This window comes from Chryseobacterium tructae (assembly GCF_030409875.1).
In the GTDB taxonomy this organism is placed as follows: Bacteria; Bacteroidota; Bacteroidia; order Flavobacteriales; family Weeksellaceae; genus Chryseobacterium; species Chryseobacterium tructae.
In genome coordinates this window covers 247,884-270,166 of record NZ_JAUFQR010000003.1, presented here as the reverse complement: position 1 = coordinate 270,166, position 22,283 = coordinate 247,884, and the positions used below count along the sequence as shown (strand labels likewise).

Below are 22,283 nucleotides of genomic sequence, written 5' to 3'. Positions count from 1 at the left end.
TAACGTTTTGGTATTCTGGTTTAGTATATATTTAAAGAATACTATATTTTGTATTTGGATGTGGTATTTTTGGTGGTTGGTTGGATTATGTCAAGATTGTAATGGTTGTTGGATTTTTGGTTTTATTTGTAATTAAATTTGAATATTGTTTTTAGATTGAATAGGTATAAAAATAAAATAAGGATAGAAAATGTTCTATCCTTATTTTGTGTATTTTTGATTTTAATTTGATTTAATTGTTTTTGAATCAATTGGTAATAAGTTTGTTAATATTGCATTTTTCTTAGCTTTGGATTGGTGCTTCCAACAATTAAGGCGATCAGAACGGTCATGCATCCTCCGAATACTACCGAACGTACTACACCTAATGCTTTGGCCATAACTCCACTTTCAAATTGTCCCATTTCATTACTGGACATGATGAATATTGAATTAACACTTAAAACTCTTCCTCTTATATGATCAGGAGTTTTTAATTGTACAATAGTTCCTCTGATCACGACTGAAATACCATCAAGCATCCCGCTTAGCACCAAGAACATAAAAGAAAGCCAGTAAAGTTTCGATAATCCAAATCCGATGATGCAGATTCCAAATCCGGTCACTACAGCAAGTAATACCTTTCCTTGATTTTTTCGTAAAGGAACAATAGATAGAATGGTAATAATACACATTGAGCCAATATCTGAAGCTGCATTCAATAGACCAAACCCTTCTGCCCCGGAATTCAGGATGTCCGTAGCGAATACAGGAATCATAGCTACCGCACCTCCAAAAAGTACAGCAAACATATCAAGGCATAAAGCTCCCAGGATTTCTTTTGTTTTAAAAATATAAGAGATTCCTTCACGCATGCTTTCCACAACATCTACTGTTTCTTTCTTATTTTCTGAATGTTGTTGATTCAGTTGCCAGAAAAAGAGAGAGGCAATAAATATTAACGATAAAATAGCAACCAATGTCCATTGTACTCCTATATATCCAATAAGGATTCCTCCGATAGCGTGTCCGCATACTGAAGAAATAAGGAATGTTGCCTGATTAAGAGTAACGGCATTCGGGAGATTCTCTTTCTTTACAATTTTAGGAATCATAGAAGGAACGATAGGGCCTATAAAAGCTCTTGCAATACCTGTGAAAAATATAACTCCATAAATGTAATAAGTAATCTCGTGCCCTGTAAAATGCATTTGAACATTAAAAAAAGCAGGAATTAAAAGCAATCCGATCAGAAATACATAAGCATAATTACAGATGAGTAATAATCTCTTTTTTTCATTCATATCTATAACATGGCCAGCGTATAAAGCGCAGCTCACTGCCGGAATTACCTCTGAAAGCCCAATAAGCCCAATTGAAAAAGGGTCTTTGGTTAATTGATATACCCACCATCCTAATAAGGTAGCAAGCATTCTGAAGGCTAAAACAATAAAAAATCTCCCAGTGAGAAGATTTCTGAACTCAACATTTTGTAAGGTTTGTAACGGGGTAAAGGAAATCATGAACAAAAATAGCCCTAAAAATTTATTTAGGGCTATCTGTATGTCGTTTTTTAAAAGATATATTAAATATATATCAAAAGATAAAATCTATTTTAGTCAGCTCTTGAAGAACTGATCACAATGGCAGCAACTCCTGCCGCACCAATAAGAGTGGCACCTGCTACAATTCTTGCTTTTCTTCTGTCTTTCACTGCAGCCACATTGGATTTAGGGATAACTACTTCTGTACTGTCTTTTTTTCCAGCTGTACCTACAAGGTTATCTCCAACAATGTTTCTGAATAATATTTTTTGTTTCGGAGATCCGTCTCTCATAGTAACTTTGTAAATCTTTCCGGCTTCCAGGTTGGAATAATTATTTTTTGAAATATCTTCGCTATATTTTGTTGTAGCGCAAGAGGTAATCACAAATAAAGACGTTAATAAAGATGATTTCAACAGTACAGATGCTTTCATTATTTTCGTTTAGTTTTTCAAATTTATAATTTTTTTCGAATATACGTTTTCGGAATTGAAAAAATATCTTTAAAGTTTGTAAATTTCTAATAAATCTGCGATATTTCTGTCGTTAGCCAATCTTGGGGTCTTATTTTGACCACCTAGTTTTCCCTGAGATTTTGCATATTCATGGAACGCATTCTTCTTAAGTCTAGTGATATGAAGCTTTTGTAAAATATTTCCGGAAATCAGATCATCATAATATGTATTCTTATTTCTAAGCTGCTGATCCAGCTCATTTCTGAAGGTTTCCAAATTTTCAGGATCTTTTTCAAATTCAATCAGCCATTCATGATAAGGAAGTCCTTCTGTTGGGTTTACCTGTGGAGCAAGATGGAATTCTGTAATTTGGGCAGGATATTTTTCAAGAGTTGCTTTCAAGGCTTCCTCTACTTCGAACGCAATTACATGTTCTCCAAATGCAGAAGTGAAATGTTTCGTTCTTCCGCTTACCAAAACTCGATATGGTTTTTTATCAATAAACCTGACAACATCGCCGATGGAGTAAGCCCACAACCCGGAATTGGTGGTAAGAATCAATGCATAGTCCTTATTAAGCTCAATTTCTTTTAATGGTAATCTTCTGGCATTGGGTTTTCCATACTCTTCTAATGGAATAAACTCATAGAAAATACCATGATTGGTAAGTAACAAAAGTCCTTCTTTTGTATAATCATCCTGAAAAGCAAAGAATCCTTCAGATGCAGGAAAAGTTTGAATGATGTCTACCTTTCCGCCTAATAGATCTTCCATTTTATCACGGTAAGGTTCATAATTTACACCACCCGTTACAAGGAGTTGCAAATTAGGAAAGAGTTGTTTTATCTTTTTTCCATGTTTCTCTGTTAGTTTCTCAAAATACATGATCAGCCAAGGAGGTATTCCCGAAATTAAAGTCATATTCTGACTTTCCGTTTCTTCAACAATCTTATCTACTTTAGCTTCCCAATCTTCCATGATATTGGTTTCCCAACTTGGTAGTCTGTTTTTTTGAAGATAATTAGGAATGTGATGGGCAACAATTCCGGAGAGTCTTCCGGTTTTAATTCCAAAAACTTCTTCTAATTCCGGACTTCCCTGTAAGAAGATCATTTTTCCATTCACGAAATCTGCATTATTCTTTTTGCTGATATAATGAAATAGGGCACTTTGTGCTCCGGCAATCTGATAAGGCATTCCTTCCTTAGATATAGGAATGTATTTTGAACCAGAAGTCGTCCCTGAAGTTTTGGCAAAATATTCAGGGGTATCTGTCCAAAGAATATTTCCCTGCCCTTTTTTTACCCTTTCAATGTATGGTTTTAAATCTTCGTAGTCGGCAATAGGAACTTTTTCCTGAAAATCCTTTACAGAGCGGATGTTTTCAAAATCATGTTCTCGCCCAAAAAGAGTTTTCTGAGCTGTGTTGACAAGAGAAATCAATAGATCCTCTTGGTTTTTTTCTGCGTTTTTTTTGAATTCCTCCGCCTTTTGGACATGTTTTTTTGCCCAGATAAGTGCCACATTTTTCTTGAAGAAGTTTAACATGCTTCAAATTTATAAATAAGTAAAGAATTGTGGAACCATTTTTAGCAGGTATGGCATAAAAAAAACCGATGAAACGAATCCATCGGCTTTTCTCGAAATTTGATTATGAAAATAACAACTATATGTTAATGTTATGCTTTATTTGTTTTCTTTGTATCTCTTGTCCGGAGTACCATCTTTTTTCAGATGCTTATTATCTTTGTATCTCTTATCCGGAGTACCATCTTTTTTCATTTTAGCTGCTGGTTGAGCTGGTTTTACCTCTGCTGGCTTAGCTGTTTTAGTCGCCATAGGCTTAGCTGCTTTTACTTCTACAGGTTTAGCTGCTTTAGCAGTAGTTTTTACAACCGGAGCGTGAGGTGTGCTTGTAGCGGGAGCAGTCTGCTGAGCAGTAGCAAGGCCTAATCCTAAGATTAATGACATTGCTGATAATAATTTTTTCATAGGAATACTGTTTATTTTTTGTTGAATAAAGATATACAAAAAGCAGGCTAGAAATTTTGGTTTTTTAAACTTAACTAAAGTTTATTACAGCTTAAAAAAAAATTAAAGCAATTTTCTAAATAATAAAAAAAGCCTGCTTTCCGATTGGGAGAACAGGCTTTTACATCAATAAGAGATGGTTTAACGAGTACAGTTGGCTGTCCATGTTTTGCCATCCTGGATGTATAAAATTTTCAATGTATTATTATCAATTCTAATATAAGATGTCGCAGTAGATCCCACCATAACTAAGGTATGATCTCCTTGTTGGCTAAACTCTACTCCGTTTAGACTTGGAATACCGTTTGAGAAGGTAAAGTTATACTTTGTGCCACTGGCAATCTTCGTTACAAATACACTTCCGTCGTTAGTACTTGTATTGGTGGAGCCACCATCATTATACGATACGCTTCCTTTATAGGTTCCGGCAAAAAAGTCATTGTCTACAGGGTCGTCATCCTTGCTGCACGACCAAAAAGATAATGCTGTAAAAACAAACAGCATCAAAACTCCTAAAATTTTCATTGCTTTTTTCATAATACTACTTTTAATGTTTGGTTGATTTAAAGTCCCAAACACTATGCCATGAGAAAATATCTGTTTTTTTTTAACAGGTAATTAAATAAATTAGTAAAAAATTAAGATTTAAATAGCTAAGTGGTTCATTTTAAATCTGAAAGTTCCTGTTCTTTAGGCTCGGAGAAAAAATATCCTTACCTTTGTAAAGTATTTAAACGGTTTCGGAAAACTCCCGAAATCGCTTTTGTCGTTTATACCATTACTATTTATGCAGTTAAAATCCATCAATGAAAAGTTTCTTCCGAATCTGATGCAAAAAGAATTCGGGAAAGAAATTTTTACTCAGTTAGAAAATAGTCAGCATATTGCCGTGAAAGGAAGCGCGGGATCTTCCGTTTCTGTTTTTGTCGCTGAACTTTTTTTGGTTCAGAAAAGAAATATTCTTTATCTGGTAGATGATAAAGAGGATGCATTGTATGCCAATACCGAAATGGAAGATCTGCTTGGAAAAGATAAAGTATTGTATTTTCCGGCGACTCACCTTGAGCCTTATCAGGTAGAGAAAACACAAAATGCGAATCTTGTACTAAGGACAGAAGTTCTGAATAAGATCAATTCAGGGAGATCTCCAAAGGTTATTGTTGCTTATTCAGGAGCTTTATCCGAAAAAGTATTGAAGAAAGAAGATTTCAAAGCGATTTCTCATCATATAAAAGTAGGAGATCAGTTAGATTTTGATTTTGTAGACGAATTGCTTACTCATTACCATTTCCAACAGACCGATTTCGTCTCAGAACCTGGCGAGTTTTCTGTAAGAGGAGGGATTGTAGATGTCTTTTCTTATTCCTATGAAAAACCTTACAGGATTACCTTTTTTGGAAATGAGGTAGAAAGCATTAAGACATTTGATATAGAAACCCAGCTTTCAGTAGACAAAGTGAAAGATTTTCAATTGGTGTCCAATATGAATTTTTCGGTAACGGGAACCAGAGTTTCATTACTGCAATTATTGCCTAAAGAAAGTTATGTGATTTCTAAAAATGGGATGGTGGGAATGCAGAAGATTAAATCATTCTATGAAAAATCCCTTGAAAAATATGACACGCTAAGTAAAGATATTTCACATAGAGCTCCACAGGAACTTTTTATTTCCGATCAGGAATTTTTATTTGATTATAAAAAATTTAAAACGGTTGATTTCGGAAATATAGTCCTGGAAGGAGTGAAAGAAATTGCTGAAATTAAAATGGAACAGCTTCCACAACCTTCTTTCCATAAAAACTTCGAACTCTTGATCGAAGATATTGAGGAAAAACAGAAAGACGGATTCGATACGTGGATTTCCTTTTCAACGGAAAAACAAAAAGAAAGACTGGAGTCTATTTTTGAAGAGCTTGAACATGAGCTTCCTTTTAAAAGTTTTAAATCTGAACTGCATGAAGGATTTGTAGATAATGGACACAAACTGTTAGTATATACTGATCATCAGATTTTTGATCGTTATCAGAGATATAAAGCTAAAAATACCTTTGCAAAATCAGAACAGCTTACTTTGAAAGATCTGATGTCCTTGAAAATTGGGGATTATATTGCTCATATCGATCATGGAATCGGGAAGTTTATGGGATTGGTGAAGGTAAATAATGATGGGAAAATTCAGGAATGTTTTAAACTGACCTATAAAAACGGTGATTTATTATATGTAAGTATTCATTCGTTACATAAAATATCAAAATATAATGGGCCGGATGGAAGAGAAATTGTTTTGAGTAAGCTAGGTTCTCCAACATGGAAATCTCTAAAACAGAAAACCAAAGCTAAGGTAAAACAGATTGTATTTGACCTTATTCAATTATACGCTCAAAGAAAAACGGCAAAAGGATTTGCTTATACCCCAGATTCTTATCTGCAGAATGAGCTGGAGGCAAGCTTTATTTATGAAGACACTCCGGATCAGGAAAAAGCTACTGTAGATGTGAAAAAAGATATGGAAGCGGATACCGTAATGGATCGTCTGGTTTGTGGAGATGTAGGTTTCGGGAAAACGGAAGTAGCAATCCGTGCTGCATTTAAAGCTGCAACAGATGGGAAGCAGGTAGCCGTGCTTGTTCCTACTACTATTTTGGCATTTCAACACTATAGAAGTTTTAAGGAAAGGCTTAAAGATTTTCCAGTCAATGTTTCTTATGTCAATAGATTCAGGACAGCTAAGCAAAAGTCTGAAACTCTGGACAACCTTAAGAATGGTAAAGTAGATATCATTATTGGAACCCATCAGTTGGCGAGCAGTTCCGTTAAATTTAAAGATCTTGGATTATTAATTATTGATGAAGAACATAAGTTTGGTGTTTCTGTGAAGGATAAGCTAAAGACGCTGAAAAATAATGTGGATACTCTTACACTGACCGCAACCCCAATTCCGAGAACATTGCAGTTCTCATTGATGGCAGCAAGGGATTTATCAGTAATTAAAACCCCACCACCCAACAGACAGCCGGTAGATACACAGTTGGTAGGATTCAACGAAGAAATAATTCGTGATGCTATTTCCTATGAAATTCAGAGAGACGGACAAGTGTATTTTATCAATAACAGAATTGAAAACCTTAAAGATATTGCCGGGCTTATTCAGCGTCTGGTTCCAGATGCCAGAGTCATCACAGGGCATGGTCAGATGGAAGGGAAGCAATTGGAAAAGAACGTTCTGGATTTCATGGAAGGGAAGTATGATGTACTTGTTTCTACCACTATTGTAGAAAGTGGAGTAGATGTTCCGAATGCAAATACCATTTTTATTAATGATGCTCAACGATTTGGAATGGCAGACCTTCACCAGATGAGAGGAAGGGTAGGGCGAAGTAACAGAAAAGCTTTCTGTTATTTAATCACTCCTCCTTATGATATGATGACTTCTGATGCCAGAAAGAGATTGGAAGCCATTGAACAATTCTCTGATTTAGGGAGTGGTTTTCAGATTGCAATGAAGGATCTTGAGATTCGGGGTGCTGGAGATTTGTTGGGAGCAGAACAAAGTGGTTTTATCAATGAGATGGGATTTGAAACCTATCAGAAACTGATGCAGGAAGCGCTTGAAGAATTGAAAGATGATGTTGATTTCGAAAATCTATTTGATAATGAAGAAGATAGGCAAAAGCTTTTCAAATCTGTAAAAGATGTCAACATTGATACAGATCTTGAATTAATGCTTCCCGATTTCTATATTTCCAATACGGAAGAAAGATTGTTGCTGTATCAAAAAATAGCTGAGATCAATAATGAAAAAGATCTTCATCAGTTTGAACTTGAATTGATAGATAGATTCGGTGCATTGCCGAAAGAAGCAGTCAATTTATTGAAAAGTGTTTCTTTAAAATGGCTAGCTGCAGATATTGGTTTTGATAAAATTGTGATGAAAAATGGGGTCTTTTTAGGCTACTTCCCAAGTAATCCTCAGGATAAATTCTATCAGACTGACAGATTCAGACATATTATTAATTATTTGACAAGAAATCCTGCCGAAGCACAGCTTAAGGAGAAATCCGGTAAGGAAGGAAATCAATTGATGATGAGAAAAGAAAGAGTGAAAAACGTAGATGAGGTAAATATTCTATTAAAAGCTATCATTGAGCATAATTAAAACATAGTCTATAAAAATTAATAAGTTTCTGTAAATAATGCTTAAACCATGTAAAAAAGTAAATTTTTACATGGTTTTTTTATGATTGTTATCATGTTTTTTGCTTGTAATATTCCTTTTTAAGAGAATTACCCTTATTTAAGCATGTCTGAAGTCACTTCTTAATGAGAAAATACTATTGAGTAAACTGCGGTGCATAAGTGGTTTATACGTTTTTTATATTTTAATCTCTTTTAAAAAAAATATAAATGTAGAAATAATTCTACTTTTTTATATAAATAATTCTATCGTGTAATGTGTTTATTTCTATAGGTTTAACTGTTGTGCCCGGGATTTTTTCGATTCGTAATTTGTACATTTGCAGTCCTTATTATGAAAAAAATTATTTTTAGTTGTGTAGTTGGACTTCTATCTTTCTATGCCAACGCACAGGTGGGAATCGGGACCACAAAGCCAAAATCAATGCTCGATGTGAATGGAAAAACTACTTTGAGAAGAGAACTTAGAGTGGGGGGAACTTCTACTACAACGGGAAATGCAGGTCTTAATGGACAGGTATTAGTATCCCAGGGAGAAGGAAAAGCTCCTGTTTGGAAATCATTAACTCTTACTTTTATGGAAGAAGGTCAGTATAACTGATCAATTCGTATTTATCATCTGATCAGGTAGGAATTACAGGGCTTTCTAACACTGTTAAGGGTGATGGTGTTGCTAGAAATAGTGTTGGAGATGACATCAATGACACTTCTAAAGGTAAATGGGTGAAAATTGATGGTCTTAAAAATACATTTACTATTAAAAATGGTAAAAACAGGCTTACTTATCAGTTCCAGACCGGAATTGAAATGAAAGCTCCCCAATCTACTACTTCAGAAAATATTCGTTTTGCGTGCGCTGTTTTTAGAAATGATAGACTGGTAGCGATGCGTCCTGATAGAGTAGCTTCCACTAATAATAGTGGGAAAGCAGGAATTCAGGATTATATTTTTACTCTTAATTATACGGAGCTTAACGTTCCTGTTGGAGTACAGAATCTTGAAATTGCATGCAGAAAGATCAGTACCTCAAATGTGAATTCTCAATTTGCTATAGGTCGTGATGTTCAAAGTTCTAATGGAGCGTCCAATGCATTTACATTAGAATCTAATATGAAGATTGATGTCATTGAGTATGTAACTTATAAATCCAATTAAGACGAACTGATGAAAAATATATTATCGACTTTATTTCTTGCCTCGGGACTGATGCTTTCTGCCCAAGTGGGTATTAATACTGAATCTCCAAAAGCAAAGCTAGATGTAAACGGAGACCTAAATTTAAGGGAAAAAATTGCTGTACTTGACGCTACAGATAATAGCCTTTCTTTAGGAAATAATGACCAGTTATTAGTTTCTCAAGGGGAAGGATATGCTCCTATTTGGAAAACTCTTCGTATTCCTGAATATGAACCGAATAAATTTTATTTGATCTTTAATAACTCCTTTTCAGACAAAGTTGGGGTTGATTTTACATTTAGTGAGCAACCTCCATCAACGAATACGGGTAAAGCAGCAGCTTTTGTGAAAGGAGCTGATTTTTCTACTCTTACTGCATTTAAAAAAATTACAGGTCTGTCTCAGAAAATCCAGGTTTTCAGTACTGAAAGCAAGGCGTATTTTCAGTTTGAGACGGTAGTGCAAGCCAATTTTGCTGCCAATGGAAATCCTGATACCTCAATAGATTATGCCTGCGGTATTTTTGTAGATGATAAACTGATCAGTTTGAGACAGAATAATCTGAAAGCAAGTAGTGCACAGTATACCTTCCTTACCCATAATCAAATCGGAATGATTACCAATCTTTCCAAAGGAGAGCATATGGTGAGTGTAGGATGCTCAAGAATTTCATCCTATGGAGATGCCCAAAACAGAAAATTGGCTATAGGAACAAATACAAGTACCAACCTTAATAGCTTTATTACTCAATCATCTTTGAAAGTAGATGTATATGAGATTCCACAAGTGTTTAACACGATTATAAAGTAAAAACCAACTATGAAAAAAATATTTTTTGTTCAATTTTTATTAATTATTGGACTTATGGAAGCGCAGATAGGTATTAATACTCCAAATCCTGTTAATAAGTTAGATGTAAATGGAGATATCAATGTAAGAAAAGAACTAAGAACTAATGGTACTGATCTTTTGAAAGGATCTGCAGGTAATAGTGGAGATATCTTTCATAATAATTCGACAATGCCAGCAAATGACTGGAAAAATATTAAAATAGCTGATGGACAGGGAAGTATGTCTCTGTTTTCTATTAATACGGTTGCAGATCAAACAGGAGTTGCATTTTATAGTAATGGGAACCCTGTACCATACAATGAAAATGATGATTTGACGAGCAGCTGGACCGTGATCCCTCAAGCTGTGGATACTTTTTCTGTAACAAATGCGATCAATAAAGTAACATTTTCATTTCAAACTACTGCTCAAAAAGCGAATAATGGTACATCTTCTGCAGGTTTTGCCTGTGGTGTATTTGTAGATAATAAACTGAAAGCAGTAAGAGCTGACGTATTGCAGGGTGATAGTGGGGCTTATAAGATCTTTAATCTTAATGCAACACTTGAGAATCTTACCCAAAAAAACAAATATTCGGTAAAGTAGCCTGCACAAACAGAACGTTGAATAATAATGCACTTGGAATAGGTACAGCAGTAGATACTGCAGCGCTTAATGCTGATATGGCTCAATCTGTTTTAACTACATCTGTATTGCAACCTTATTAATTTTCATATCGATATAATAAATAGGAATCTAAAAACGTTATGTTTTTAGATTTTTTTATTTATTTGCTATATTCTTTGTGAATTTACAGGTTTGAATACTCTGTATTGTGTAAAATTGAATTATATTTGAACAAATTAAAAATATATGGTAAAAAACTATTTTCTTAAAGTATTCGCTGGTATTACTCCTTCCGGGCTGCTGGCTTCATCTTATACAGGACAAAAACTTCGAAAACAGATCAAATTTTGATGACAAGTCTCAAAATCTGATGTTTACCTATAAAAATTATAGGCAGACTTTTATTGTTAATCTTATCAGAATATAAATAATCATATAATTTCTTTGCAAAAAAAAATTATATTTGTCAAAAAATAATCAATTACCAGGAAATGAAACAAATTTTCTATATTATCTTATTAATTGCAGGCTTTTCTTCAATACATTCCTGCAAAGATTTATTGGATGAAGATGGGAATCCCCTTTTGGATCTGAATAATACAGAAGGACTGAGTGGTCCAAGAGCTTTATATAAAGAAATTACAGATAAAGGCACCATTGCAGAATATCAGTATAGCGGGCTGCTTGTAAGCAAAGTGATCACAGATAGCGCTTCTATTACAGATATCATGTATAGTGGTGATAGAATCAGTCAGATTAATTTTAGAGGTTTTCTTGATCTTGACGGAAATGGTAAACTGGATAAAGACAGTATATCTTATAACCGTCAATTCAATTATGGGAATAATAGCAGATTGCAATCAATTTCTGAAACACGTTCTGTTTTCAGAAGACCAGCACCGGTTCCGCCTTCTACTAAACCAGGTCCACAAACTTTATTGGCTGAAGAAAGATATATTTATACTTTAACATACAATACGGGAAGCTCAAAACTGGAAACGATCACTATGATAAAGGGACTAGAAAAAGGAGGTGCTCAAATTAAGTATACAGACTATTCAAAAACAGATTATACCTATGCAGGAGATAATGTGTCTAAAGTGCTTAGAGTGTATGGCCCAATAACATCTAATAATCCAGATGTCTTCGGAACTCCTACTGAAAAATACAGCTATGAGTATTATGCTTATGACCAACAGATCAGCCCTTTTACATTATTGCCAAATACGTATAAAATTTCAAGGCTGTTATCTACTGCACGTAATGATAAAGAAAGTTTAATTCTATCTCCTAATAATCCTAAGAGATGGTCGGTAACAGATATTACAGTACCTATTCCGGTACCTATTGTACAGAGTACAAATTATGTATATGATCCGCAAACTTACATGACAAAAGGATATGGAATCAACTATATTTATAAACCACAATAGAATAGTTTTTTAACAATATTTAAACTCAATCTTCCTAAGGTTGAGTTTTTTATTTTTTATGCCTTAATTTTGCAAAAAATTTCTGATGAAATATTTAATCGTTGGGCTTGGAAATAAAGGCTCAGAATATGAAAATACACGACACAATATAGGCTTTAAAATTGCTGAGAAAATAGCAGAAACACTTGATGCATCATTTAATACTGCTAATTTTGGCTGGATGGCAGAAGGGAAGTATAAAGGGAGGAAAGTTTTTGTTCTTAAACCGGATACCTATATGAATTTATCAGGGAATGCAGTGAGATACTGGATGCAGAAAGAAAATATTCCTTTAGAAAATGTACTCATTGTAACGGACGATTTAGCATTACCTTTCGGAACTTTAAGAATGAAAGGTAAAGGCTCTGATGCTGGCCACAATGGGCTTAAGAATATTAATGAGGTATTGCAAACCCAGAATTATGCAAGGCTTCGTTTTGGTATTTCAGCGGATTTTACTGCAGGACGCCAGGTAGATTACGTATTAGGAACATGGAATGAAGAGGAAACTGAGAAGCTTAAGGAAAGGATAGAAACTTTTTCTAAAGCCAGTCTTTCCTTTGTATTTGCAGGAATTAGTAATACAATGTCCGGATTTAATGGGAAGTAGATTACTGTTGCATTATTTCGGTTTTATAAAATAAAGGCCATCGGATGTCCGATGGCCTTCTGTTATGCATTTAAATTAATTTCCAATCAATTTATCTGAGCTATTTTTTAGTAAATAGCTAAATAGGGTTCTTGATTATTTTATAACCAGTTTACGGCACCTGTTTCAACATCATAGTTAGCTCCAACGATCTTAATTTTACCTTCTTCTTCAAGTCTTTTAAGGGTTGAACTTTGTTTACGAATGTCTTCGATGGCACTTTTTACATTCTGGTGGTTAAGTCTTTCTAAAAGAGAACTGTTTTTTGATGAACGTTCTTCATTTTCTTCAATTACTTCATTGATAATTGGGTCAAAATGATTGATAAGGTGGTTTAGGTTATCCATTCCCATTCCTTCAATTTGTGCTGCATCAAGACCTCCTTTCAGAGCTCCGCATTTAGTATGTCCTAACACTACGATGAGTTTAGAACCTGCTACGTTACAGCCAAATTCCATAGAACCAAGGATATCCTGGTTTACAAAATTACCGGCAATTCTGATACTGAAAACATCTCCCAATCCCTGGTCGAAAATCAATTCTGCAGAAGTGCGGCTGTCTATACAGCTTAACACTACTGCAAAAGGCCATTGTCCTTCGCGGGTTGCATTTACCTGCTCCAAAAGGTCTCTGTTGGCTTTAAGATTATTAACGAACCTTTGGTTTCCTTCCTTTAAAAATTCTAATGCTTTTTCAGGAGTAATGGTAGACTGAGTTTCGTATGTATGTGCTTTCATATAATTTTAATTGTTTGTTGAATTGTTAAGTTTAAAATAATTGTTTTGAGCTTACATAGCTCTTTTGTGAGTAATCAAAATGTGAGAATCCTGGCTTCTTTCATAATCTTTGTATGATGTTTTAAAGCCTAGAAGTTCTACATTGATATCTTCTTCTTTTGCACGGATATTGGCAAAATCCTGAATCATTTCCAGTACATCTGTTGTGATGTATGAAGTTTCTCTTGCATCGATAATTACCGTAGAGTTAGATTTTATGTTTTTTAGTGTTTTTTTAATGGCGGCTTTGTTTAAGAATGAAACTTCTTCAGCCAGCTTTATTTTGATCCCATCCGCATCATCCAGTTTCTCTCTGCTCAGATAATAAGCTCTTTTCATATTTCCCTGAAGGATATAGAATACAGAAATGGCAAGACCAATTCCTACTCCTTTTAACAGGTCGGTGGCTACAACAGCTACAACAGTTGCAACAAATGGTACAAACTGGAATTTTCCAAGATGCCAGAAATGTTTGAAGGTAGCAGGTTTCGCCAGTTTATATCCTACCAGGATCAATACAGCAGCAAGGGTTGCCAATGGGATCAGATTCAGAATGAATGGAATCGTAAGTACACATACTAACAAAAGAACACCGTGGATCATTGCTGATGATTTAGACGTTGCTCCGGCGCTTGCATTCGCAGAACTTCTTACTACTACAGACGTCATAGGAAGTCCACCGATAAACGAACTTATCAGGTTTCCAATTCCCTGCGCTTTAAGCTCAAGGTTAGTGTCAGTAATTCTTCTTTGCTTATCTAATCTGTCTGAGGCCTCAATACAAAGTAATGTTTCGATAGAAGCTACAATGGCAATAGTGGCTCCTACGATCCATACTTTAGGATTGGTAAATCCTCCGAAATCCGGCATTGTAATCAGATTCTTAAAATCATCCAGTGATTTGGGAACGGGTAGTGATACCAAATGTTCTGTACCAATAGCTAAAGCACTTCCTGATAATTTGAACATTTCATTTAACAATATTCCGATCACTACTGCGACTAATGCTCCTGGAAGCATTTTCATTCTTTTAAGAGCCGGAATTTTATCCCAGGCAATAAGGATTCCCACAGAGACTAGTGTGACAATAATAGCTCCAATGTGAATGGCTCCAAAGAGTTCTGTAAAATATCCAAAATTCAATCCGTTACTAAAAAGAGACTGATTCCCTTCGTAATCTTTATCGAATCCCAATGCATGGGGAATTTGTTTTAAAATAATAATGATACCTATGGCAGCCAACATTCCTTCAATAACGTTATTGGGAAAATAATTGGAAATACTACCTGCTTTTACAAAACCTAAGACCAATTGAATAAGACCTGCAATGATTCCGGCACATAAGAACAGTTCAAATGCTCCAAGGTCGGTAATGGCAGTCAATACAATAGCAGTAAGACCTGCAGCAGGCCCGGAAACTGATATGTTTGAATTACTAAGAAATCCTACCACAAGACCCCCTACGATTCCGGCAATAACTCCAGACAATGGTGGTGCTCCAGATGCTAAAGCGATCCCTAAGCACAAAGGTAGTGCTACTAAGAATACAACGAGCCCGGAAGGGAAATTCTCCTTGATTCCTCCTAATAATGATGTTTTTTTCATGATATTTTTGAAAATATTATAACCGATTTATTTATTCTTAAATAATCAATTATAAAAGATTGGAAAATTAATTTTAAAGCATAAACAGCTTACTCAGTACCTGAAAAAGGTATGAATAACTATAAAAAAATCTAACTACTACTTTAAAATTAAGCTTCCGGAGGCGGAGAAAATATGGTAAGTAAAGGGGATAGATGAAAAGAATCATCTACCAGTACAAAAGACATAGACTGAGGTGCAGGCTCAGAAAACTTCAGATAGTCGAAAACATCCAAAGGTTTTGGAATTGTCTTTTCATACACAATAAAGGATGAAGGGTGAGAATGCGGCTCTTCTTCATTGATTATTATATTCGTTCTAAGAATGTCCCAGCCTGCCACCGCAGCAATGCTTGGCAGCGCTGTAAAATTCAGAAAAAACGTTAATACAATAATACTCCAGAATTTCATTTTACATTCTTTTTTGGAAAGACTATTTAGTCTTTCTGCTCATTACCCAATCGGAACCGGTAAGGTTGTAGATCTTTTGGATGTCTTTTAGAGTTTTCTCAAAGTCAATCTCTAGATCAATGATTTTACCTGTTCTAAGGTCAAATACCCAGCCATGTACAATAGGTTGTTCTTCTAAAATATACCTTTCCTGTACACAAGCCATTTTAATTACGTTGATGCATTGTTCCTGAACATTAAGCTCAACAAGCCTGTCATAGCGCTTATTTTCATCTTCGATAGAATCAAGCTCTGCTTGGTGTAATCTGTAAACATCACGAATATTTCTCAACCAAGGATTCAATAATCCTAAATCCTGAGGCGTCATCGCTGCTTTTACACCCCCGCAATTGTAATGCCCACATACGATAATGTGTTTTACTTTAAGATGCTCTACAGCATATTGAATAACTGCTGTGGAACTCATATCTAAAGTATTGACAACATTGGCGATGTTTCTGTGAACAAATACTTCTCCCGGTTTTGCACCCATCAATTCTTCCGCTGTAGCTCTACTGTCTGAACATCCTATATAAAGATAATCAGGGTGTTGAGTTTTTGCCAGATCATGAAAGAAGTTGGGGTCTTGTGCAATTTTAGATTCTACCCATTTTCTATTGTTCTCGAAAATAACTTCGTACGATTGTGACATAATTTTAAATTTTTTTAAAAAAGGTTTATAATTATTTATTTCGTTTAAATTATTTTCGAAATCAATAGACCGAATCAATAATTATGCAAAAATATACTTTTTGCAGAAAAACTATCCACTTTTAACAAAGTTTAATATTAAAATATGCTTAAAATCATATCTAATATCCCTATATACTTTGCTTTATAGTGAATGAAGGCTTCTCAATAATCCAAACGTTTAAAAAACTAAGCTAAAATTACAAAGTAAAAATCATAAAATAGACTCTGAAGATTAAAATATTTTTAAATTTTTGCATTCTCCAAAGAAAGCAGATAACCTATTAAAAATAAATAGTCATTACTGTGGAAAAAATGAATAATTTAAATCCCTGATTTTAATTTTATAGTTTGAATGGCTGATTTTGACTTGGGAATATTGTATTGGGCAGGAGTTTTTATTGCCTTTTTTTCATCTTTTCTGATATTGGGAAAACGGAAGAAGAAAACACAAGATTTTCTTGTGGCAATTTGGTTTTTGATTATCGGAGTTCATCTGATTTTTTTCGTGTTATTGCGTTCTGGGGGATATTTAAAATACCCTTGCCTTATTGGATATGAACTGATTTTTCCCTTCTTGCATGGGCCTATGCTATATTTGTATATCTTATCAGCAACAGGTAGAAATCTGGGTAAAAAGGTTTGGCTGTTACATTGGATTCCTGTTCTGATGATCTTTATGATTTTGTTTCAATTTTTAATGCTGTCTCCCCACGAGAGAATGATGGTTTACCAGAATAAAGGGAAGGGATATGAAACATTAAGTGATGTACTCAAATTTTTAATGAATCTTTCGGGTGTATTGTATGTAAGCCTTAGCCTACTAGCTATTAGAAAATATAAGCAGAAAATATCTGACCAATACTCTAATATTGAAAAAATTAATCTGAATTGGTTATACTATTTAATTACCGGAATTGCCTTCATCTGGATTGCCGTTATCTTAAGAAATGATATCCTTATTTTTTCCATGGTTGTTCTGTTTATTCTGGTAGCTGCTTACTTTGGAATCAGCCGTGTAGGTATTTTAGATTTATCTGCTTTAGAAAATGTTCCGGAGGAGAAGAGTTCTGATAATGAAGTGATAAAGTATCAGAAGAATTCTCCGGGAGACGATGTGATCCAAGCTATTTATCATAAGCTTATTGATAAGATGGAGCATGAGAAATTGTATACAAATCCAGAACTGAATCTAAACCATGTAGCAAAAGTCCTAGATGTGCATCCTAATATATTATCTCAGGTGATTAATTCAGTGGAAGGGAAAAATTTTTATGATTATATCAACCGACAACGGATTGAAGAGTTTAAAAGAATTGCTGTACTTCCCGAAAATCAAAAATATACAATTCTTTCTCTGGCATTGGAAAGTGGGTTCAATTCTAAGACTTCATTTAACCGGAGTTTTAAAAAATATATGGATTGTTCACCAAGAGAGTTTTTAAAGAGTCTGAATTCTGATATAGAATAGGGTTTTTTTTCTAAGTGTTTGTTGTATAGTGTTTTGTAATATGTTCCACCTTTCATTTTGGAATAGTTGAGTTGTTTTTTTGCCGCATTTTTGCAAGAAATTGAACAATCTTATGAAACAATTCTTATTTGTTCTTATCTGTATTCTTGCATTGATAATAGGGCTGTATCCTTTAATTTATGTTTTCGTTGAACACAAATACACTTTTCTAGGATCTAAATCTTCGGAAGTTCTCCAAAACCAAATCTGGAAACTTGCTTTTTTTTTACACATTTTTTTTGGTGGAGTCTCTCTCTTTATTGGCTGGCGTCAGTTTGGCAATCAGTTTCGAAATAAGCACCTGAAACTTCATCGGATCATCGGGAAATCCTATGTCTTTTCTGTATTGATAAGCTCGGTTGCTGCAATCTATATGGGAATATATGCTAATGGAGGAATGATATCATCCATAGGATTTATCACTCTGGGATTGGTATGGTTCATCACTACGTTGTCGGCAGTTATTCAAATTCGAAAAGGAAATGTGGTGATGCATAGACAACTTATGATTTATAGTTATGCGTGTACCTTTGCTGCGGTAACACTACGACTTTGGTATCCCTTGCTAAAAAGTATTACCCAAGATTCAGATACCTCTTATCTTGTGGTAGCATGGCTATGTTGGCTTCCCAATTTGTTGGCAGCTTATCTTATTAATAAAAAAATTGAAGCCAGTTAAAGAACTTTGTTGTTAATGTAGCCGTACGTGGCTTCTAAGCTAGGATATACTTTACCTGGATTTCCCATGACCATAGAGTTTTCGGGTACATCAAAATTGACGTATGCATTGGGAGCAATTAGTACGTTATCTCCTATATTCACATTGCCAACAATAACCGCGTTAGGGCCTATCCATACTTCATTTCCGATAACAGGATAGCCTTCGTTTTTCCCCCGGTTTTGCTGTCCAATAGTGACACCCTGTGCAATATTACAGTTTTTACCGATTTTAGTTTTAGGATTAATGACCAAGGCTCCCCAATGTCCCAGATACAATCCTTCCCCAATTTGAGTTTCAGGATAGATCTGGAAGCCATATTTTATCTGGTAATGCCTTAAAACAAATTTCCAAAATAGCCCCGAAATAGTTTTTTTCTGATATTTCTGAGCTTTCCTGAAAATGTAGAGATAATGAAGATTAGGATTAATGCATTTTTTCCAAATCTCAAAAGTAGAAAGCCATTGTCCGCTTTCTCTATAAAAATCTTTCTGTATCGTTGTATACTCTGGCATAGTACAATATCTTATACATGATCAATAATTTCCTGAAGATGAGCCACCGATTTGTCAAGTACAAACGGTAGATCTGTTTGTGCTATTTCCTTCTCGTATTGTCCGGCAAGATCTCTATTGGTAAGGAATTTTTTCATTCCTTCATAAATTCCGTCTTCTGAATTGGGAGTAATAATACCTAGTTTCCCATCCTGAAGCAGATCTTTTATTCCTGAAACATCAGTAGAAACAACAGGTTTATTCAAAATAAGTGCTTCAGCAATAATGGTAGGAAATCCTTCATGTCGGGAGGACATTACATAAAAGTCTGATTTTTTAAGATAAGGATAAGGATTGCTTCTAAAGCCAAGCATTTTTACCGTCTCCTGAAGCCCAAGTTGATGAAGCTTTGTCTGGATATTTTCAAAATCAAACCCATCACCGATAATAATGATTTGATGGTTCAGTCCCTCATCCATTAATTTTTTATGAACATCCAGAAGCCTATCATAACCCTTTTGGGGATATACCGTACCTATGGTTACAAAGGTTGGAAGATCTTTAGAAAAGGGATAATCATTAATCTCAATTTCAGCCTTTTGCAGAGTGTCTTGTGAATCGATAGGATTGAATATTTTAACAACAGCCTGTTTTTCTCGGTCATCATGTGCCAGCTTCTGCATTTCTTCTTTCAGTTTATTGGAGATAACAAGTATTCTGTCAAACTTAAAAAGTTGTCTGATGACATCCGGAGTATATTCTTTTAGGTTAAAAATATCATTCTGAATCCAGATGATTTTTTTAGAATCCTTTTGTGGGCTGGATAGCAGTTCTTTGTACATTCCATGAATAGCTGCTATTTCTACGTCGTATTTTTTATTCTTTAGTACAAATGTATAGAGAAGGAAAGGGAACCACAGAAACATTTTCTGATAAAGGACTCTGAATGCTTTTACCGGAATTTCATGAGGTTTGTTGGTGGTGATCATTTCTCCTTTCAAAAGATAATGTAAATTTACCCATGATGGAACTTCCTTGATGTACATTCCTGTATAGAGATTGATCAATAAATCAACTTCATATTTGTCTTCAGGAAGGTTTTTAAGAAAATTTACTAAAACTTTTTCTGCACCACCATGGCGGAGGGATCCAATGCGTATAAGAATCTTTTTTTTCATTCAGAGGTCTTTATATTCCACAAAAAAATAATTACCGGATGTTTCATGATCAATAAAAAAACAATTTTTTAGTAAAGATTTTCTGTTATGCACTCCAAAGATTTTTTTGGGATGCCTTACAAAAATATAAAAAAAACGAAGCTTCAGTCCAGAAAGAATATAAAATATTGTTAAACAAAGGATATTTTGAAGGAAGTATACCGGAATGATGGGTAGTGGAAAATTGTAATGCTAATAAAAAGACAGCATATCTTATTTCAGAAGACAGGTTTATTTGATCCTTCTTGCTTTCTTGTATTTATGAGGAAGGTTTGCTTTGATATATTCATCAAGCTTTTTACGGTCTTTTTCAAGCTCTCTTGGGTAATCAGGATTATTTTTCAAAACAATATCACCATAATCCTCAATGGTACAAAGAAACTGAGCGGGATTGCCGATAAATACAGTATTATCAGGCATCGATTGAGATAAAACAGAGTTTGCTCCAAGGATGCAGTTGTTCCCAATCTGTACATCCTGCGTAATAACACAGTTGATTCCTATGGTACAATTATTTCCGATTTTAATTCGACCCATAATTCTGGCATCCTCATATCCGGGAAGTTTTCTCAGAAGAGTAGTTGTACCACCATGGTTAACGAATCTTACTCCGGCAGCTATATTGACATCATGACCAATTTCAATAAGATAAGGCTCTGTACCAAAATAAATTTTGTCAGGCATATTGAAATTTTTCCCTACTTTCATACCACGATATTTTGCCACCTCCAAACTCGCCTTATTTAAAAAGGTATGGTAGGTAGAATGTATTTTCAGTACTATTCGGTATATGAAGATCATTATTGTAAATTTGTTTTTTACTTTTGCAAAGAAAAAGAATTTATATGATAAAAGTTTCCAAAATAGAATATTATTTGCCGGAGCTGGTGCTTACCAACGAGGATTTGGAAAAAGAGTTCCCTGAATGGAGTTCCGAAAGAATCCAGGAGAAAGTAGGTATCACACAACGCCACATTTCATCAGAAAACGAAACAGTACTGGATCTTGCCGTGAGATCGTCCGAAAAAATATTTGAGAACTATGACAGAAATAAAATAGACTTTATTCTCTTCTGTACCCAAAGCCCTGATTATTTCCTTCCCACAACAGCCTGTATTTTGCAAGATAAACTTGGTTTGAGAAAGAATATCGGTGCTATGGATTTTAATCTTGGATGTTCAGGATTCGTATATGGATTAGCATTTGCTAAAGGATTGATCGCTGCAGGAATTGCAGAACATATTTTATTGGTTACTTCAGAAACTTATACCAAACATATTAACCCTAAAGATAAAGGAAACCGAAGTATATTCGGGGATGCCTCTGCTTCTGCAATCATTGAAAAATCAGAAACAGGACATGATTATAAATTCTGCCTGGGAACAGACGGTAGTGGCGCTGAAAATCTTATTGTTAAAAAAGGAGCATTCAGAACTGATTTTGAACTGAACTCAGAAAATGAATTTGCACCGGAAAACCTTTATATGAACGGCCCCGAAATCTTCAATTTTACGATTGAAAATATTCCGGGACTGGTAAAAGAAACAATGGAAGTGAATGGATTAACGATGGAAGATATTGATCACTTTGTTTTTCATCAGGCCAACTCGTTCATGCTGAACTATTTGAGAAAAAAGACCAAAATCCCGACAGAAAAGTTCTATATTGATATGGAAAAAACAGGAAATACCGTCTCTGCAACCATTCCAATTGCTCTGAAAAATATGATGGATAAAGGAATGTTGAAAGAAGGAGATAAGGTTTTACTGGCAGGTTTTGGAGTAGGATATTCCTGGGGAGCAACGATATTGGAAATTTAATTATAAC

General features: G+C 34.7%; 22 protein-coding genes. 10 read left to right on the top strand and 12 right to left on the bottom strand.

Annotated elements, in window-relative coordinates; translation table 11 throughout:
- Window positions 1-266: 266 nt before the first annotated feature.
- From QWZ06_RS24945 to QWZ06_RS24925, 5 genes are all read right to left on the bottom strand, one after another.
- Window positions 267-1,502, bottom strand: coding sequence for an MFS transporter (locus QWZ06_RS24945; protein ID WP_290301828.1), 1,236 nt, complete (start codon window positions 1,500-1,502; stop codon window positions 267-269).
- A 92-nt stretch (window positions 1,503-1,594) separates the two neighbouring features.
- Complete coding sequence (locus QWZ06_RS24940; protein ID WP_290301827.1) at window positions 1,595-1,957, bottom strand: hypothetical protein; 363 nt, start codon at window positions 1,955-1,957, stop codon at window positions 1,595-1,597.
- Between the two features lie 69 nt (window positions 1,958-2,026).
- On the bottom strand, window positions 2,027-3,526 hold the full coding sequence (locus tag QWZ06_RS24935) for a GH3 auxin-responsive promoter family protein (protein ID WP_290301826.1): 1,500 nt from the start codon (window positions 3,524-3,526) through the stop codon (window positions 2,027-2,029).
- A 138-nt stretch (window positions 3,527-3,664) separates the two neighbouring features.
- Complete coding sequence (locus QWZ06_RS24930) at window positions 3,665-3,970, bottom strand: hypothetical protein (RefSeq protein WP_290301825.1); 306 nt, start codon at window positions 3,968-3,970, stop codon at window positions 3,665-3,667.
- A 180-nt stretch (window positions 3,971-4,150) separates the two neighbouring features.
- A complete protein-coding gene (locus QWZ06_RS24925; protein ID WP_290301824.1) occupies window positions 4,151-4,546 on the bottom strand; it encodes a hypothetical protein in 396 nt (131 codons plus the stop codon).
- A 250-nt stretch (window positions 4,547-4,796) separates the two neighbouring features.
- Here QWZ06_RS24925 and mfd point away from each other — a divergent pair, with 250 nt between their 5' ends.
- The 7 genes from mfd to pth all read left to right on the top strand — a co-directional run bounded on the left by mfd (window position 4,797) and on the right by pth (window position 12,919).
- Window positions 4,797-8,165: a transcription-repair coupling factor gene (gene mfd, locus QWZ06_RS24920; protein ID WP_290301823.1), complete on the top strand. Its 3,369-nt coding sequence runs from the start codon at window positions 4,797-4,799 to the stop codon at window positions 8,163-8,165.
- A 372-nt stretch (window positions 8,166-8,537) separates the two neighbouring features.
- Entirely contained in the window at window positions 8,538-8,804 is a 267-nt protein-coding gene (locus QWZ06_RS24915; protein ID WP_290301822.1) for a hypothetical protein, read from the top strand.
- A gap of 122 nt (window positions 8,805-8,926) precedes the next feature.
- Complete coding sequence (locus QWZ06_RS24910) at window positions 8,927-9,358, top strand: hypothetical protein (RefSeq protein WP_290301820.1); 432 nt, start codon at window positions 8,927-8,929, stop codon at window positions 9,356-9,358.
- Window positions 9,359-9,367: 9 nt separating this feature from the next.
- Window positions 9,368-10,189: a hypothetical protein gene (locus tag QWZ06_RS24905; RefSeq protein ID WP_290301819.1), complete on the top strand. Its 822-nt coding sequence runs from the start codon at window positions 9,368-9,370 to the stop codon at window positions 10,187-10,189.
- A gap of 9 nt (window positions 10,190-10,198) precedes the next feature.
- Window positions 10,199-10,816, top strand: coding sequence for a hypothetical protein (locus tag QWZ06_RS24900; protein WP_290301818.1), 618 nt, complete (start codon window positions 10,199-10,201; stop codon window positions 10,814-10,816).
- Window positions 10,817-11,328: 512 nt separating this feature from the next.
- Complete coding sequence (locus QWZ06_RS24895; protein ID WP_290301817.1) at window positions 11,329-12,270, top strand: hypothetical protein; 942 nt, start codon at window positions 11,329-11,331, stop codon at window positions 12,268-12,270.
- An 85-nt stretch (window positions 12,271-12,355) separates the two neighbouring features.
- Window positions 12,356-12,919, top strand: a complete 564-nt coding sequence (pth, locus tag QWZ06_RS24890) for an aminoacyl-tRNA hydrolase (RefSeq protein WP_290301816.1) — start codon at window positions 12,356-12,358, stop codon at window positions 12,917-12,919.
- Between the two features lie 140 nt (window positions 12,920-13,059).
- Here pth and QWZ06_RS24885 read toward each other — a convergent pair whose 3' ends face one another.
- The 4 genes from QWZ06_RS24885 to QWZ06_RS24870 all read right to left on the bottom strand — a co-directional run bounded on the left by QWZ06_RS24885 (window position 13,060) and on the right by QWZ06_RS24870 (window position 16,479).
- On the bottom strand, window positions 13,060-13,695 hold the full coding sequence (locus QWZ06_RS24885; protein ID WP_290301815.1) for a carbonic anhydrase: 636 nt from the start codon (window positions 13,693-13,695) through the stop codon (window positions 13,060-13,062).
- 51 nt (window positions 13,696-13,746) lie between these two features.
- On the bottom strand, window positions 13,747-15,339 hold the full coding sequence (locus QWZ06_RS24880; protein WP_290301814.1) for a SulP family inorganic anion transporter: 1,593 nt from the start codon (window positions 15,337-15,339) through the stop codon (window positions 13,747-13,749).
- Window positions 15,340-15,488: 149 nt separating this feature from the next.
- The gene (locus QWZ06_RS24875) at window positions 15,489-15,788 is read right to left on the bottom strand and encodes a hypothetical protein (RefSeq protein WP_290301813.1); all 300 of its coding nucleotides are present in this window, start codon (window positions 15,786-15,788) and stop codon (window positions 15,489-15,491) included.
- A gap of 22 nt (window positions 15,789-15,810) precedes the next feature.
- Window positions 15,811-16,479: a carbonic anhydrase gene (locus tag QWZ06_RS24870; RefSeq protein WP_290301812.1), complete on the bottom strand. Its 669-nt coding sequence runs from the start codon at window positions 16,477-16,479 to the stop codon at window positions 15,811-15,813.
- A 393-nt stretch (window positions 16,480-16,872) separates the two neighbouring features.
- Between QWZ06_RS24870 and QWZ06_RS24865 the strand changes: the two genes are divergently transcribed.
- Together QWZ06_RS24865 and QWZ06_RS24860 are read left to right on the top strand one after the other, a co-directional pair.
- Window positions 16,873-17,988, top strand: a complete 1,116-nt coding sequence (locus QWZ06_RS24865; RefSeq protein ID WP_290301811.1) for a helix-turn-helix domain-containing protein — start codon at window positions 16,873-16,875, stop codon at window positions 17,986-17,988.
- Window positions 17,989-18,100: 112 nt separating this feature from the next.
- Window positions 18,101-18,706 carry a DUF2306 domain-containing protein gene (locus QWZ06_RS24860; RefSeq protein ID WP_290301810.1) on the top strand — a complete coding sequence of 202 codons (606 nt, stop codon included), beginning with the start codon at window positions 18,101-18,103 and terminating at the stop codon, window positions 18,704-18,706.
- Here QWZ06_RS24860 and QWZ06_RS24855 read toward each other — a convergent pair.
- The 3 genes from QWZ06_RS24855 to QWZ06_RS24845 form a co-directional block, all read right to left on the bottom strand.
- Entirely contained in the window at window positions 18,703-19,260 is a 558-nt protein-coding gene (locus tag QWZ06_RS24855) for a serine acetyltransferase (RefSeq protein WP_290301809.1), read from the bottom strand. The two genes, QWZ06_RS24860 and QWZ06_RS24855, sit on opposite strands and share 4 nt — an antisense overlap.
- An 11-nt stretch (window positions 19,261-19,271) precedes the next feature.
- Window positions 19,272-20,417, bottom strand: a complete 1,146-nt coding sequence (locus tag QWZ06_RS24850; protein ID WP_290301808.1) for a glycosyltransferase — start codon at window positions 20,415-20,417, stop codon at window positions 19,272-19,274.
- 270 nt (window positions 20,418-20,687) lie between these two features.
- The gene (locus tag QWZ06_RS24845; protein ID WP_290301807.1) at window positions 20,688-21,164 is read right to left on the bottom strand and encodes an acyltransferase; all 477 of its coding nucleotides are present in this window, start codon (window positions 21,162-21,164) and stop codon (window positions 20,688-20,690) included.
- A gap of 137 nt (window positions 21,165-21,301) precedes the next feature.
- Here QWZ06_RS24845 and QWZ06_RS24840 point away from each other — a divergent pair, with 137 nt between their 5' ends.
- A complete protein-coding gene (locus QWZ06_RS24840; RefSeq protein ID WP_290301806.1) occupies window positions 21,302-22,276 on the top strand; it encodes a 3-oxoacyl-ACP synthase III family protein in 975 nt (324 codons plus the stop codon).
- Window positions 22,277-22,283 lie beyond the last annotated feature (7 nt).